Source organism: Klebsiella sp. BIGb0407 (genome assembly GCF_024807845.1).
In the GTDB taxonomy this organism is placed as follows: Bacteria; Pseudomonadota; Gammaproteobacteria; order Enterobacterales; family Enterobacteriaceae; genus JGM124.
Map to the genome: position 1 here is coordinate 16,580 of NZ_JANUEQ010000007.1, position 15,022 is coordinate 31,601.

Sequence of the window (15,022 nt, forward strand, 5' to 3'; positions counted from 1 at the left end):
TCGCCTCGTTATTCGATGACAACTAGCGGCTCGTCAAACTCTACCGGCTGACCATTTTCAACCAGAATGGCTTTCACCACACCAGTCTTATCCGCTTCAATCTGGTTCATCATTTTCATTGCTTCAACGATACACAGGGTATCGCCAGCATTGACTTTCTGACCAACTTCAACGAACGCTTTCGCGTCTGGAGTTGGGGTACGATAGAAAGTACCGACCATCGGAGAACGTACGATATGGCCACTCAGTTCTGCAGCAGCTGGCGCTTCCATAACTGGAGCCGCAGCAGGTGCGATAGCCTGAGAAAGACCTGGTTGTGGCGCATACATAGGTGCAGCATAAGCCTGTTGCATCACTGGGAAGCCAGTGTTAACCGGCGCACGACTGATGCGAACAGACTCTTCACCTTCAGAGATTTCCAGTTCAGAAATGCCAGATTCTTCAACCAGTTCAATCAGTTTTTTAATCTTACGAATATCCATGAGTCAGTTCCGTACTCTTGTTTAGATGGATTTTGACAAGCGTTTTACCGCTGTCTGAAGTGCATATGAATAGCCATCGGCGCCTAATCCGCAGATTACCCCAACGGCTTTATCTGATAAATACGAATGATGGCGAAACGGTTCACGAGCATGCACATTGCTGAGGTGAATTTCGATAAACGGAATATCCACCGCCAGCAAGGCATCACGCAGCGCGACGCTGGTATGCGTGAATGCGGCCGGATTAATCAGAATAAAATCTATGGAGCCTTTAGCCTGATGAATTCGGTCAATCAACACATGTTCAGCGTTTGACTGCAGGTGGTCAAAGGCAACGTCTAAGGCCCTGGCCTCTGTCTCAAGTGTATTAACAATTTCTGATAATGTCAGGCTGCCATACTTATCTGGCTCCCGAGTTCCTAACATATTCAGGTTAGGGCCATTCAAAAGTAAAATGTTAAATTTACACGACATCGTGTCGCCATCTCCTGCAATTTAGCCAGTAACAGACAAAATATACTGAACTTGTCTGATTGTCATCTCCAGAGTCAAAAAATGAGACCCGGGAAAAACAGAAGTCGCATATTATATCTATTTCGTAGCTTTTGGCAGCTAAATACTGGTCTTATCAGGGAAGATTATCTATAGCCACCCTAAAACAGTATACGGGGCTCTCGTGATGAGTCCAGTATAGCGGGGGATGTTGCTAGCGTTTCCAGGAGCGGAATTTCTTGTAACGTAAGGCAAGTAACGCCAGTGCAACCAGAGCATAAAGCAGAGGCTGCGGAGATAATACCTTCACTGACCAGATAAAATGCACAGGTACCAGGATTAATACCAGATAGACGCAGTTATGCAATTTTTGCCAGCGAGCACCCAGACGTTTCATTGCCGCCTGTGTGGATGTCAGGGTCAGTGCTAATAAAATCAGCCAGCAAATAATCCCGATGGTCAGGTAGGGACGCGTCACCAATTCGCTTCCAAGCAAATTAAGATTACTTATGCCTAATTCCAGCACTGAATAGCTAACCAAGTGTAGCGTAGCCCAGACAAAACACCATACTCCCAGTAATCTACGAGTACGTATCAGTAGCGGTTGCTTGCCATAACGCGCCAGCGGCGTGACCGCAAGCGTTGCCAGCAGTAATTTCAGCGCCATCAGGCCGGTAAAATGCTGAATATCCTTGGCCGGGTCGGCACTCAGTGCTCCCTGATTAGTGGCATAGATTAACCATACTAGCGGCAAGAATGCCGCCAGATGCAACAGGATTTTAAGCCAGAATATCTGTTTGGCGGTCAGACGCATTCAGAAATTCTCCTTCAGATTAAGGCCCCGATACAAAGATGCGACCTGATCTGCATAGCCATTAAACAGCTGTGTTGGCTGGCGTTTTACATCCAATATGCCACCGGAGCCAATGAATCTTTCTGAAGCCTGAGACCAGCGCGGATGATCCACATGAGGGTTCACATTGGCGTAAAAACCATATTCATTCGGTGCGCCCATATTCCAGGTCGTAGGGGGAATATCACGTACTAGCTTGATGCTGACAATCGATTTAATCCCTTTAAAACCATATTTCCAGGGAACAATTAAACGTACCGGTGCACCATTCTGCGGTGGCAGGGCTTTACCATAGACGCCAACGGTCAGGAGTGTCAGAGGATGCATTGCCTCATCCAGCCGCAATCCTTCTACATAAGGATACTTCAGACCCCCGCCGATAAAGCGATCTTTCTGCCCTGGCATTTGCTCTGGGTCATACAGCGTTTCAAAAGCGACATATCGGGCATCGCTGGTCGGTTCGACCAGCGCTAATAGCTTACTGAGTGGAAAGCCTATCCACGGGACCACCATCGACCAGGCTTCGACGCAGCGCATGCGATAAATTCTTTCTTCCAGCGGAAAGCGCTGGTGGAGGTCATCGAAATCCAGCGTCACGGGTTTAGCCACTTCGCCACTGATGGTGAGCTTCCAGGGATCGGTTTTAAGTGATCCAGCATTGGCTGCAGGGTCGGCTTTATCCAGCCCGAACTCATAAAAATTGTTGTATCCCATCACCTTATCTTCCGGGGTCAGGGCAAGCGTTGACTGCCATTGTTCTGGCTGGTTGAAGGTCAGCGGCTTTCCAGCTGGAGCAGGAGGACGGTCATTACCTTGAAACCAGGATAAGAGATTAGCCTGAGCAGGCTGTGGCAAACTTAGAGCAGCGGCACTCAGCCCTAATGCTTTCAGCACCTGGCGGCGCTTCATCATAAAGACAGACTCGGAGGTAACGTCAGCTTCGTTAAGATGGGTGACTTTTTTCATGATGCTCTCCTCAATACAAGAACCCTAGCATGGGGGAGATGAGGCGTGTTGGCGAATATGTCACGAAAAATTGAAATTTAGATCCGAACTGAATCAGTCCGGATCTGGGTTATCGATTAGTCGATTCTTACTACCGTACGCCCACGAATTTCATTATTTATGATTGCATCAGCATACTCAGGTGCCTGGTCGAGTGTAATCTCAGTCGCTGCTTGCTGATAGAAGCTTTCTGGTAATTCCCTGGCAAGACGTTCCCAGGCAGCCTGGCGGAGTGGGGCAGGTGCCATCACTGAGTCGACGCCTTGCAGGCGCACGTTACGCAGAATAAACGGCATTACAGTCGTTGGTAATGACGTTCCACCAGCCAGACCACAAGCCGCAACACAGCCGCCGTAATTCATCTGTGCCAGTAAGGTGGCTAATACTTTGCCGCCGACCGTGTCAATAGCGCCAGCCCAAGTCTGTTTCTCCAGCGGACGGGAGTCGGAGAATGCGTCACGCTCGAGGATACGACCGGCACCCAGTTGCTGCAAATATGAATGAGTACTGGTTCTGCCTGATACCGCAGCCACCTGATATCCCAGATGGTGCAATAACGCCACCGCGGTACTGCCTACACCGCCGCTGGCACCGGTCACGATAACTTCACCACTTTGCGGACTAACGCCTGCTTCTTCCAGCGCCATGACACAGAGCATCGCAGTAAAGCCAGCGGTACCGATTATCATCGCTTTCCGTGCATCCAGTCCCTCCGGCATAGGGACTAACCAGTCGGCGTTGACGCGGGCCTGTTTTGCCAGACCACCCCAATGATTTTCCCCGACGCCCCACCCGGTCAGTAAGACAGGATCCCCGACCTGAAAGCGGCTATCTTCGCTACTGTGAACTGAGCCTGCGAAATCAATTCCCGGAACCATTGGGAATTGACGGATGATTTTTCCTTTACCGGTGATGGCCAGCGCATCTTTATAGTTCAAACCGGAGTAATCAATATCAACGATGACATTGCCTTCGGGGAGTGCCGAGGTCGCAATCGTTTTTACCTCGGCATGGGTCTGACCTTCATTCTGTTCCAGTATTAATGCCTGCATGGTTGACTCCTGAGGGGTTTTACATTGTAAACAGACTTAGCAATCTATACTGAATACTGGGATGCAATGAAGACTCATCTCAATGAAAGTGCCGATTATTCTCGCTATATTTGACTGCTTTTAGATTTATCTACCGTAATTAATCTGTGGTTAGGGTCGATGATAGTACGTTTTGTATTTACTTATCAGGGTTAGTATCAGGATGAAATTAACAACAAAGCTCTCATTTTTCATGATATTGCTAACCGGGTTAACAGTAATTGTTATCCTGGCGGGCAGTTCATTGAGCTTTTTATATCTGATCCAGGAGAAAACAGAGCAGCGTGTGACCGCTGTGGCATCAATGATTGACATTCATTTAGTTTCAGCCTCTCCCGAAACACTTGAGTCCTGGCTTAATGAAGAGATGATGCAGTCTGATATCACTGAAATTCGCCTGAATAATGAAAACGGTGAGTTATTCAGATATCGGATCCCCGCTAATCTTTTATCTGACGTACCTGATAGTGACCTGCGTAATATTACTATTCATTTAATTCATCATCCCGGAATGAGTATTAGCCTGACTTATCATGATGTGATTGCGAGCTATTTTCACTCGCTGTTGCCAGTTACCCCTTTTGTTGCTGCGATAGTCATTACCATTTTTATCTTACTGTGGTTCCTGTATTGGTTAAGGGGTGCGCTAGTGGGGCAGGAGCGACTGGAAGAGCGGGCGAGTAAAATTCTGGAAGGTGAGCGGGGTGCCGAAGTAAAGGGGATGTTTACGGAATATCCACATTCAGTGAGCAAGGCATTAGATGTGCTTCTGTCTGACTTACAGGTAGCGAATGAACAACGTACCCGTCTGGATGCGTTAATTCGTGCTTTTGCGGCTCAGGATGCTAAAACAGGCCTCCGTAATCGACAATTTTTTGATAACCAACTCTCTATATTATTAGAAGAGCATGCTCAAGCTGACGTTCATGGTATGGCCATGATCCTGCGCCTGCCCGATTTTGAGCACCTGCGAGAGCTTTGGGGAGGTGAGGTTGTTGAGGACTATCAGTTCGCTCTGATTAATCTGCTATCGACATTTATGATGCGCTATCCTGGTGCGATTCTGGCGCGTTATTTTCGTAATGATTTTGCAGTACTACTCCCGCATCGTAGCTTGAAAGAAGCCAACGGCTTTGCCAGTCAGTTACTCCATCAGGTTGATGCTCTACCCTCTACCCGCATTGTCGATAAAGATAATGTATTGCATATCGGCATCTGTGCCTGGCGCAACGGGCAAACCAAAGAACAGGTTATGGAGCAGGCCGAGATTGCTGCCCGGAACGCGGTGTTACAGGGCGCAAATAACTGGTGTGTCTATGATGAGAGTTTGCCTGATACCGGACGAGGGAGCGTGAAATGGCGTACTCTGCTGGAGCAAACGTTAAAACAAGGGGGGCCGCGATTTTATCAAACCCCGGTTGTTAATCGTCAGGGGATTGTGGTTCATCGCGATATCCAGTGCCGTATTTTTGATGGTAAGCAGGAGATACTGTCTGATGAATACATGTCAATGGTTGAACAGTTTGGTTTATCTGAGCAATATGGCCAGCTGATTATCTCACGCCTGCTGCCATTGCTGCGGTTCTGGCCGGAAGAAACCCTGGCGATTCAGGTCTCTATTGAGTCAATAATCCGTCCCTCTTTTCAGGACTGGATACGAAATTCGTTGATGCAATGTGAAAAATCACTGCGTTCGCGGATTATTTTTGAACTTGCAGAGGAAGATGTATGTCAACACATCAGTCTGTTACGTCCGATAATAAAACTCATCACAGCATTAGGTGGGCAGATAGCGGTTATTCACGCGGGATTAACGGTGGCCAGCACCTCTTATATTAAGGTTCTGGATATCGAGTTGATTAAACTGCATCCTGCTGTTGTGAGAAATATTGGGAAACAGACAGAGAATCAGCTGTTTTTGCAGAGTTTAGTTGAAGCATGTCTTGGGACGCGTGCTCATGTGTATGCCTCAGGTGTAAGGACGCTGAGTGAATGGCAGACCCTTATGGATAATGGTGTGGCAGGCGCACAAGGCGATTTTATTGCTGCTGCACAGTTACTCGACAATGACGTGAAAAAATATTCTCAAAGATACTCGGTTTAACCTGCCGTTTGACATTATTTCACGTAGAATAACGCCCACTGCATCTTAAGGGGACACGCATGCCTGCCTTAAGATTATCGCAGCCGTTTTAAATCGGTTTGTTACTGTGAGCGAAACGTTTATTTCATCATGTTTGCTGAATTTTTGCGCGCGTTTTGACTGAATGTTTCAGAAATGTAATAACTGTAGCAAACTGTACTATTTTTCACCGTTGTAGAACATTTTTCCGCCTTGTCGCTACAACGAGTGGTTGCTAAAGTAAGCGGATTTTTATCTGCCCCAGCTTTCAGGATTATCCCTTAGTATGTTGAAAAAATTTCGTGGCATGTTTTCTAATGACTTGTCCATTGACCTGGGTACTGCGAATACCCTGATTTACGTTAAAGGACAGGGCATTGTATTGAATGAACCATCCGTCGTGGCAATTCGCCAGGACCGGAGCGGTTCACCAAAAAGCGTTGCAGCTGTGGGTCATGAAGCCAAACAGATGTTAGGCCGTACACCAGGTAATATCGCGGCGATTCGCCCGATGAAAGATGGTGTTATCGCTGACTTCTTCGTGACCGAAAAAATGCTTCAGCATTTTATTAAACAAGTTCATAGCAACAGCTTCATGCGCCCTAGCCCGCGCGTCCTGGTTTGTGTGCCTGTTGGTGCAACTCAGGTTGAACGCCGTGCGATTCGTGAGTCAGCTCAAGGTGCTGGTGCTCGCGAAGTCTTCTTAATTGAAGAGCCTATGGCTGCGGCTATTGGTGCCGGACTGCCGGTTTCTGAAGCCACGGGTTCAATGGTTGTCGATATTGGTGGGGGAACCACTGAAGTTGCCGTTATATCCCTGAATGGCGTGGTGTACTCTTCTTCAGTACGTATTGGTGGTGACCGCTTTGATGAGGCGATTATCAATTATGTACGTCGTAACTACGGTTCTTTGATTGGTGAAGCGACTGCAGAACGTATCAAGCATGGTATCGGTTCCGCTTATCCTGGTGATGAAGTCCTTGAAATCGAAGTGCGTGGCCGTAACCTGGCTGAAGGTGTACCGCGTGGCTTCACTCTGAACTCGAATGAAATTCTCGAAGCATTGCAAGAACCGCTGACCGGTATTGTCAGTGCGGTGATGGTTGCGCTGGAACAATGTCCTCCAGAACTGGCGTCTGATATTTCTGAACGCGGTATGGTGTTAACTGGCGGTGGAGCGTTACTGCGTAACCTCGATCGTTTGTTAATGGAAGAAACGGGGATCCCGGTAGTAGTTGCAGAAGATCCATTGACCTGTGTTGCCCGTGGTGGCGGTAAGGCTCTGGAAATGATCGACATGCACGGTGGCGACTTGTTTAGCGAAGAGTAACAGCCTCGGTACAAGGGAGCCTGACGGCTTCCCTTGCTTGTTGGTTCGGGAATACGCATAGCCTATGAAGCCCATTTTTAGCCGTGGCCCGTCGCTACAAATTCGCCTTATTCTGGCGGTTTTGGTCGCGCTCGGGGTCATTATTGCCGACAGTCGCTTAGGGGTGTTCAGCCAAATTCGAACATATCTTGATACTGCTGTCAGTCCTTTCTATTTTGTTTCTAACGGCCCTCGTGAATTACTCGACAATGTGTCTCAGACATTAACTTCACGTAGTCAGCTGGAACGTGAAAACCGTGTTTTACGCCAGGAACTGATCCTGAAGAACAGTGAACTGCTGATGCTCGGCCAGTATCGGCAGGAAAATACTCGTCTGCGCGAACTGCTCGGTTCGCCTTTACGTCAGGACGAGCAAAAAATGGTCACCCAGGTCATCTCTACGGTGAGCGATCCCTATAGCGATCAGGTGGTTATTGATAAAGGCAGTGCGAATGGTGTCTATGAAGGCCAGCCGGTTATCAGTGATAAAGGCGTAGTCGGTCAAGTTATAGCGGTGGCACAGTTCACCAGCCGGGTACTGTTGATTTGCGATGCCACGCATTCACTGCCGATTCAAGTATTGCGTAATGATATTCGGGTACTGGCTTCAGGGACGGGCTGTACGGATGATTTACAACTTGAACATTTACCTGCCAATACAGATATTCGTGTGGGAGATGTACTGGTGACCTCAGGGCTGGGAGGACGTTTTCCGGAAGGTTATCCGGTGGGTGTCGTGTCTTCAGTTAAACTGGATACGCAGCGTGCTTATACTGTTATTCAGGCTCGTCCAACCGCAGGATTGCAGCGCTTGCGTTATTTGCTGCTGCTGTGGGGCGCTGACAAAGAGGGTCTGACGCCTATGGCTCCTCATGAAGTTCATCGTGTAGCCAACGAACGTTTGATGCAAATGATGCCGCAAGTCTTACCCGCTGCTGATGCGATGGGGCCTCCTGCGCCGACTCCTGCTCCAGCTCCGGCAGCTAACGGGGGAAATACACCTCGTACCTCAGTGCCAGCAGGGAGCCGCTAGTGGGTCGTTATCGCAGCCAGGGGCGTTGGGTCATCTGGATCTCTTTTCTTATTGCCCTGCTGCTGGAAGTTATGCCCTGGCCGGATGATTTGAAATTATACCGGCCGGATTGGGTATTGCTGATACTGCTATACTGGATCCTGGCTTTACCGCATCGTGTTAATGTCGGAACCGGTTTTTTGATGGGCGCGATTATGGATTTAATCAGCGGTTCCACTCTGGGAGTACGTGCATTAGCACTCAGTATTGTGGCCTACCTGGTGACGCTGAAATACCAGTTATTCCGTAATCTTGCCTTATGGCAGCAAGCGTTAGTGGTGGTTTTGTTATCACTGGTAGCCAATCTGATTGTTTTCTGGTCAGGTTTTTTAAATGCCAACGTCGCCTTCCAGCCCGCTGTTTTCTGGAGCAGTGCGATTAACGGTATTTTGTGGCCGTGGATTTTCCTGCTAATGCGTAAAGTTCGCCAACAATTCGCTGTGCAATAAAGGTAATTATGATTACGTTATATCTGGCATCAGGATCGCCACGTCGTCAAGAACTACTGGCTCAACTGGGTCTGGTTTTTGAGCAGATAGTTCCGGGTATTACGGAACAGAGACAGCCGCATGAAAATGCCGAACAGTACGTTCGGCGTCTGGCTCGTGAAAAAGCCCAGGCGGGAGTGGTCATGGCTAAGCGGGATCTTCCTGTTCTTGGCGCTGATACTATCGTGGTACTCGAAGGCGAAATATTAGAAAAACCGCAGAGTATCGAACAGGCGGCTCATATGCTGCGCCAGCTATCCGGACGACAACACAATGTCATGACCGCAGTGGCGGTTGCTGACAGGAACCAGGTGCTGGAAAGTCTGGTAGTCACTCAGGTGACGTTTCGTTATTTGTCGGAACAGGATATTGCTGACTATATCGCTAGCGGCGAACCTATGGATAAAGCCGGTGCCTATGGTATTCAAGGCCTCGGTGGCGCTTTTGTCAGAAAAATTAATGGCAGTTATCATGCAGTGGTGGGACTACCGCTGGTGGAAACAAATGAATTGCTGAGTGATTTTCACGCGTTACGGAATCGACGAGGAAAAGATGACGGCTGAATTATTGGTCAATGTGACCCCATCAGAAACGCGGGTTGCTTATATTGACGGCGGAATACTGCAAGAGATCCATATTGAACGTGAATCACGTCGTGGGATTGTCGGAAATATCTACAAGGGTCGTGTGAGTAGAGTACTGCCTGGCATGCAAGCGGCATTTGTAGATATTGGCCTGGATAAGGCAGCGTTTCTCCATGCATCCGACATTATGCCTCACACTGAGTGCGTCGCCGGGGAAGAGCAAAAGAACTTCCATGTTCGAGATATTGCAGAGCTGGTGCGCCAGGGGCAGGACTTAATGGTGCAGGTGGTCAAAGACCCTTTAGGTACCAAGGGTGCCAGACTGACGACCGATATCACTTTACCCTCACGTTACCTGGTATTTATGCCCGGCTCCTCGCATGTGGGTGTCTCTCAGCGCATTGACAGTGAAGAAGAACGCGAACGTTTAAAACGTATTGTCAGCGAGTATTGCGACGAGCTGGGAGGCTTTATTATCCGTACTGCCGCTGAAGGCGTATGTGAAAAAGATTTGGCCTCTGATGCCGCCTACCTTAAACGGGTCTGGACCAAGGTCAGCGAACGTAAAAAGCGTAATCAGACTCGCTATCAGATGTACGGTGAACTGGCGCTGGCACAGCGCGTACTGCGTGATTTTGCTGACGCGGCGTTGGACAGGATCCGTGTTGACTCACGCTTAACCTATGACTACTTACTGGAGTTCACGGCTGAATATATGCCGGAAATGACCAGTAAAATAGAACACTACAGCGGTCGTCAGCCTATTTTCGATCTCTATGATGTTGAAAATGAAATCCAGCGCGCTCTGGAGCGTAAGGTCGAGCTAAAGTCTGGCGGATATCTGGTGATTGATCAGACCGAAGCGATGACGACTGTGGATATCAACACCGGGGCATTTGTTGGCCACCGTAATCTTGATGACACAATATTTAATACCAATATCGAAGCGACACAAGCGATAGCTCGCCAGCTACGGCTGCGTAATCTCGGCGGGATTATCATCATCGATTTTATCGATATGAGTAATGAAGATCACCGCCGCAGAGTACTGCATTCTCTTGAGCAGGCACTGAGTAAAGACCGGGTGAAAACCGGGATCAGCAATTTTTCACAGCTGGGCTTGGTCGAAATGACCCGTAAACGTACCCGTGAAAGCGTTGAGCATGTGCTGTGTAATGAATGTCCAAGCTGCCATGGCCGTGGTACGGTTAAAAGCGTTGAGACCGTCTGCTATGAAATCATGCGTGAAGTAGTTCGCGTTCACCATGCTTACGACTCGGATCGTTTCCTGGTTTATGCTTCTCCTGCCGTCGGTGAAGCGCTAAAAAGTGATGAATCTCATGCTCTGGCTGAGGTTGAAATCTTTGTTGGCAAGCAGGTAAAAGTACAGATAGAGCCGCTCTATAATCAGGAGCAGTTTGATGTGGTTATGATGTGAATCCTCCCTTGAGATTTGTGCATTACGCTGTAATAACAAGGAGAATGATGTGAGGAAACTGCCAGGCATACTGCTGCTTACTGGCGTGGGACTGATTGTGATTGTGGCGCTGCTGGTCAGTGCTCTACGATTAGTACTGCCGCATCTGGATACCTGGCGTCCTGCTCTGTTGGAAAAAATAGAGCAGGCAACGGGTGTGCCTGTTAGAGCCAGCCATCTTGAAGCGAGCTGGCAAAGCTTTGGTCCTACCCTCAATGTTGAAGATATTCATGCCCCTCTGAATGAAGGAGGTTCACTGAGTATTAAGCGCGTTACTCTGGCACTGGATGTCTGGCAAAGTTTATTGCATGCCCGCTGGCAGTTTCGCGATCTTACCTTTTATCAGCTGCAAATGCATATCAATACCCCGATAGATGCTGGAGGGGGCGGTGACGGGCTGGAAGCCAGCAAAATCAGCGATCTCTTCTTACGTCAGTTCGATCACTTTGATCTTCGTGACAGTACCTTTAGCTTCCTGACGCTTTCAGGACAGCGCTCGGAGCTCTCTATTCCGCAGCTTACCTGGCTTAATAACCAGAGTCGCCACCGTGCTGAGGGTACGGTGAGTTTATCGAGCTTTAACGGACAGCATGGATTTGCCAATGTTCGTTTAGACTTGCGGGACGAAAATGGGCTGCTGGATAGCGGTAAAATCTGGCTACAAGCCGATGATGTCGATGTTAAACCCTGGTTCAGCCGCTGGATGACCGACCACCTCTCTCTGCAAAGCGCTCGTTTTAGTCTTGAAGGCTGGATGGATATCAACGGCGGGGAAATCCGCGGGGGTAATATCTGGCTGAAACAAGGTGGAGCTAGCTGGGAAAGTGAAGATAATACTGAACACCATCTTTCCGTCGATAATCTGACGGCAGAGATCAGTCGTGAATCTTCGGGCTGGGAGCTGGTTATCCCGGATACCAATATTACCCTTGATGAGAGTGCCTGGCCAAAAGGGAGGCTCGAGCTTGCGTGGCTTAATGGACAAGACAAAGCCCAGGGAGATGAACTCCGCGTCCGTGCCAGTAATATGGAACTTGCCAGCTTCAATGGATTAATGCCCATTGCGACACGCTTTTCTCCTGATGCAGTAAAAGTCTGGAAAACCATGCAGCCGAAAGGACATGTTTCTGTGCTGGCCCTGGATATTCCATTAGCCCATCCAGACCAGACGCGGATGCAGGCGAGCTGGAATAATGTCAGCTGGAATCAATGGCAGCTGGTACCTGGCGTTGAACATTTATCCGGAACCCTGAGCGGTAGCGTGATGAATGGCAAACTGGATGTCCTGGTTGTTGATGGCAAAATGCCCTATGAAACGGTATTTCGTGCTCCCCTGGAAATAGCCAAAGGTTCGGCGTCATTACTGTGGAAAAAAGATGCTGAAGGCTTCGAGCTTGAGGGCAAAAATATTGATGTTCAGGCACTCGCTGTCTGGGCAAAAGGTGATTTTCGTTATCTGCAGCCGACGCAGGGTGAACCCTGGTTAGGTATTCTGGCCGGAATTAAGACCAATAATGGCGCAGAAGCCTGGCGTTATTTCCCGGAAAATCTGATGGGTAAAGATCTCACTGATTATCTGAGCGGTGCAATCCAGGGCGGGCAGTCGGATAATGCGACCCTGGTATTTGGTGGCGATCCTGGTTTATTCCCTTTCAAGGGAAATGAAGGTCAGTTTCAGGTGTATGTTCCCCTGCGTCAGGCGACCTATGCTTTTCAGCCCGACTGGCCGGCACTGAAAGACCTGGATATCACCCTTGATTTTCTTAATCAGGGCCTCTGGATGAGTGCGGATAAGGTGGCACTGGGTGGTGTTACCGCACGCAACCTAACGGCAAATATTCCTGATTATGATAAAGAAAAACTGCTGATTGATGCCGACATTAATGGCCCGGGTGCAGCTGTGGGGCCTTATTTTAAAGATACGCCTCTTGACGATTCACTGGCGGCGGCACTTGATGAGCTGCAAATTAGCGGCGATGTGAATGCTCGCTTACATCTTGATATCCCGCTTGATGGTGAAATGGCTCAGGCCACAGGCGACGTCACTCTGAAGAACAACGATCTTCTGATTAAGCCCCTGGAAAGTACGCTGCATCGTTTAAGCGGAAAGTTTAGCTTTGCTAATGGTGATTTACGCAGTGAGCCTTTGCAGGCAACCTGGTTTAACCAGCCGGTCAATATTGATTTTTCCACCAAAACGGGGGAAAAAGATTATCAAATCAATGTCAATCTGAATGGTGACTGGCAGCCTGGCAAGATGGATGTATTACCTGATGATATCAGCCAGAAACTCAGCGGTCGTATGGGCTGGACGGGTAAGGTCGATATCTCGCTCCCTTATCGTGGTGATGCTAAATATCAGGTAAGTCTGGCAGGGAATCTGAAGAATGTAAGCAGTCACTTACCTGCACCATTAAGTAAGTCCGCTGGAACCGCTTTACCGGTAAATATTGTCGTCAAAGGGTCGTTAAAAGAATTCACTTTGAGCGGAAATGCGGGTGCAGAAAACCATTTTTCCAGCCGCTGGTTGCTTAGTAAAAATCTGAAGCTTGATAGCGCTATTTGGGCTTCTGGCAGTAAAAGTATACCGGCACTGCCTGAATCAAACAGTATCGAGCTCTATCTGCCTGCTATCGCCGGAGAACAATGGCTTGGCTTATCAGACCAGAATAAAGCCCAGGCTACCAATGACAGAATCGTGTTACCGCAGAAGGTGACATTAAACACGCCGATGTTAGCGTTAGGCGGGCAGCAGTGGCATGACGTCAGTCTGACGACACAGCCGACGTCTGGCGGAACAAAAGTGGTGGCTAAAGGGCGTGAACTTAACGCTACGCTGGAAATGCACAAAAATGCCGCATGGCAGGCCAGTATCAGCTATCTCTACTATAACCCTGACTGGGCGATGAAGAGCGATAAGAGCACTGATACCAGCCCGTCCTCATCATCCACTATTGATTTCCGCGGCTGGCCTAGTGTGGATCTGCGCTGTGCTGAGTGCTGGTTATGGGGACAAAAATACGGGCGTATTGACGCCGATTTAATAGTTAAAGGCGATACCCTACAGCTGGAAAACGGTTTGATAGAAGCCGGATTTGCCCGGTTAACCGCCGAGGGGGAGTGGGTCAATAAACCTGGTGGTATTCGTACCGCCCTTAAAGGGACTCTTACCGGGCAGAAAGTGGGTCAGGCAGCCAGTTTCTTTGGTGTGAGCATTCCGCTCCAGGAATCTTCTTTTGATGTAAACTACGATTTGCACTGGCGCGATGTCCCATGGACACCTGATGAAAGCTCACTCAGTGGTATTTTGAAAATGTCGCTTGGGCGTGGCAAAATCGAATCAGTCGGCACGGGCCGCGCGGGGCAATTACTCCGTCTGGTGAGTTTTGATGCGCTTCTGCGTAAATTACGTTTTGATTTCAGAGATACTTTTGGCAGCGGTTTCTACTACGACAGTATCAATAGCACCGCGTGGATAAAAGACGGTATTTTCCATACCGATGATACACTGGTAGACGGCCTGGAAGCGGATATCGCGATTAAAGGCGAAATGGATTTGGTGCGACGTGAGCTTAATTTTGAAGCACTTGTCGCCCCGGAAATATCTGCCACCGTCAGCGTAGCGACGGCATTTGCGGTCAACCCTATTGTAGGTGCTGCGGTATTTGCGGCGAGTAAGGTACTGAGCCCATTATGGAGCAAAGTTTCCATCCTGCGCTACAGCATCACTGGCCCGATGGATAAACCACAAGTCGATGAAGTACTTCGTCAGCCGAAAATCGGCGAAGACAGATAATTTGCAGTGAGTGGAAAATAACCACACACTCAAAAGCTATATTCATTATATTTCAAATATGCAGGACTGCTGTCAGTGGGCTGATGTCCTCCATTTTTATGGCATGTCAGTAACGGCTATCAAAGCCACCTGCTATTTTGAACTATCCAAAGTTCCACCTTTTTTCGCCTTGAGCGATAAGTAATAAGAGT

The 15,022-nt window shown here is 48.7% G+C and carries 12 protein-coding genes; 7 read left to right on the top strand and 5 right to left on the bottom strand.

All coding sequences use genetic code 11. The features are described 5' to 3' along the window. Positions 1-8 precede the first annotated feature (8 nt). The 5 genes from accB to acuI all read right to left on the bottom strand — a co-directional run bounded on the left by accB (position 9) and on the right by acuI (position 3,884). On the bottom strand, positions 9-482 hold the full coding sequence (accB, locus tag M2387_RS18685) for an acetyl-CoA carboxylase biotin carboxyl carrier protein (RefSeq protein ID WP_259051591.1): 474 nt from the start codon (positions 480-482) through the stop codon (positions 9-11). A 21-nt stretch (positions 483-503) separates the two neighbouring features. Continuing rightward, positions 504-956: a type II 3-dehydroquinate dehydratase gene (gene aroQ, locus M2387_RS18690; protein ID WP_259051592.1), complete on the bottom strand. Its 453-nt coding sequence runs from the start codon at positions 954-956 to the stop codon at positions 504-506. 232 nt (positions 957-1,188) lie between these two features. Beyond that, positions 1,189-1,788 carry a protein-methionine-sulfoxide reductase heme-binding subunit MsrQ gene (gene msrQ, locus M2387_RS18695; protein WP_259051593.1) on the bottom strand — a complete coding sequence of 200 codons (600 nt, stop codon included), beginning with the start codon at positions 1,786-1,788 and terminating at the stop codon, positions 1,189-1,191. Continuing rightward, positions 1,789-2,793, bottom strand: a complete 1,005-nt coding sequence (gene msrP, locus M2387_RS18700; protein WP_259051594.1) for a protein-methionine-sulfoxide reductase catalytic subunit MsrP — start codon at positions 2,791-2,793, stop codon at positions 1,789-1,791. A gap of 116 nt (positions 2,794-2,909) precedes the next feature. Beyond that, positions 2,910-3,884, bottom strand: coding sequence for an acrylyl-CoA reductase (NADPH) (gene acuI / locus M2387_RS18705; protein WP_259051595.1), 975 nt, complete (start codon positions 3,882-3,884; stop codon positions 2,910-2,912). A gap of 202 nt (positions 3,885-4,086) precedes the next feature. On the opposite strand from acuI, the gene csrD reads away from it, so the two are divergent. The 7 genes from csrD to yhdP all read left to right on the top strand — a co-directional run bounded on the left by csrD (position 4,087) and on the right by yhdP (position 14,831). Then, positions 4,087-6,027, top strand: coding sequence for an RNase E specificity factor CsrD (csrD, locus tag M2387_RS18710; protein WP_259051596.1), 1,941 nt, complete (start codon positions 4,087-4,089; stop codon positions 6,025-6,027). A gap of 304 nt (positions 6,028-6,331) precedes the next feature. Next, entirely contained in the window at positions 6,332-7,375 is a 1,044-nt protein-coding gene (mreB, locus tag M2387_RS18715) for a rod shape-determining protein MreB (RefSeq protein WP_259051597.1), read from the top strand. A gap of 64 nt (positions 7,376-7,439) precedes the next feature. After that, positions 7,440-8,447 carry a rod shape-determining protein MreC gene (mreC, locus tag M2387_RS18720; RefSeq protein WP_259051598.1) on the top strand — a complete coding sequence of 336 codons (1,008 nt, stop codon included), beginning with the start codon at positions 7,440-7,442 and terminating at the stop codon, positions 8,445-8,447. After that, positions 8,447-8,935, top strand: coding sequence for a rod shape-determining protein MreD (mreD, locus tag M2387_RS18725; RefSeq protein ID WP_259051600.1), 489 nt, complete (start codon positions 8,447-8,449; stop codon positions 8,933-8,935). Before mreC ends, mreD begins: the two co-directional genes overlap by 1 nt. 8 nt (positions 8,936-8,943) lie before the next feature. Beyond that, positions 8,944-9,537, top strand: a complete 594-nt coding sequence (locus M2387_RS18730; protein ID WP_259051603.1) for a Maf family protein — start codon at positions 8,944-8,946, stop codon at positions 9,535-9,537. Next, positions 9,527-10,996, top strand: a complete 1,470-nt coding sequence (gene rng / locus M2387_RS18735; protein ID WP_259051605.1) for a ribonuclease G — start codon at positions 9,527-9,529, stop codon at positions 10,994-10,996. Before M2387_RS18730 ends, rng begins: the two co-directional genes overlap by 11 nt. 49 nt (positions 10,997-11,045) lie before the next feature. Beyond that, the gene (yhdP, locus tag M2387_RS18740; RefSeq protein ID WP_259051606.1) at positions 11,046-14,831 is read left to right on the top strand and encodes an AsmA2 domain-containing protein YhdP; all 3,786 of its coding nucleotides are present in this window, start codon (positions 11,046-11,048) and stop codon (positions 14,829-14,831) included. The last annotated feature ends 191 nt before the right edge of the window (positions 14,832-15,022 follow it).

What these genes read in the sequence shown, in the direction of transcription:
- accB (WP_259051591.1), bottom strand. Translation starts at nt 482, where the DNA reads ATGGATATTCGTAAGATTAAAAAACTGATTGAACTGGTTGAAGAATCT.
- aroQ (WP_259051592.1), bottom strand. Translation starts at nt 956, where the DNA reads ATGTCGTGTAAATTTAACATTTTACTTTTGAATGGCCCTAACCTGAAT.
- msrQ (WP_259051593.1), bottom strand. Translation starts at nt 1,788, where the DNA reads ATGCGTCTGACCGCCAAACAGATATTCTGGCTTAAAATCCTGTTGCAT.
- msrP (WP_259051594.1), bottom strand. Translation starts at nt 2,793, where the DNA reads ATGAAAAAAGTCACCCATCTTAACGAAGCTGACGTTACCTCCGAGTCT.
- acuI (WP_259051595.1), bottom strand. Translation starts at nt 3,884, where the DNA reads ATGCAGGCATTAATACTGGAACAGAATGAAGGTCAGACCCATGCCGAG.
- csrD (WP_259051596.1), top strand. Translation starts at nt 4,087, where the DNA reads ATGAAATTAACAACAAAGCTCTCATTTTTCATGATATTGCTAACCGGG.
- mreB (WP_259051597.1), top strand. Translation starts at nt 6,332, where the DNA reads ATGTTGAAAAAATTTCGTGGCATGTTTTCTAATGACTTGTCCATTGAC.
- mreC (WP_259051598.1), top strand. Translation starts at nt 7,440, where the DNA reads ATGAAGCCCATTTTTAGCCGTGGCCCGTCGCTACAAATTCGCCTTATT.
- M2387_RS18730 (WP_259051603.1), top strand. Translation starts at nt 8,944, where the DNA reads ATGATTACGTTATATCTGGCATCAGGATCGCCACGTCGTCAAGAACTA.
- rng (WP_259051605.1), top strand. Translation starts at nt 9,527, where the DNA reads ATGACGGCTGAATTATTGGTCAATGTGACCCCATCAGAAACGCGGGTT.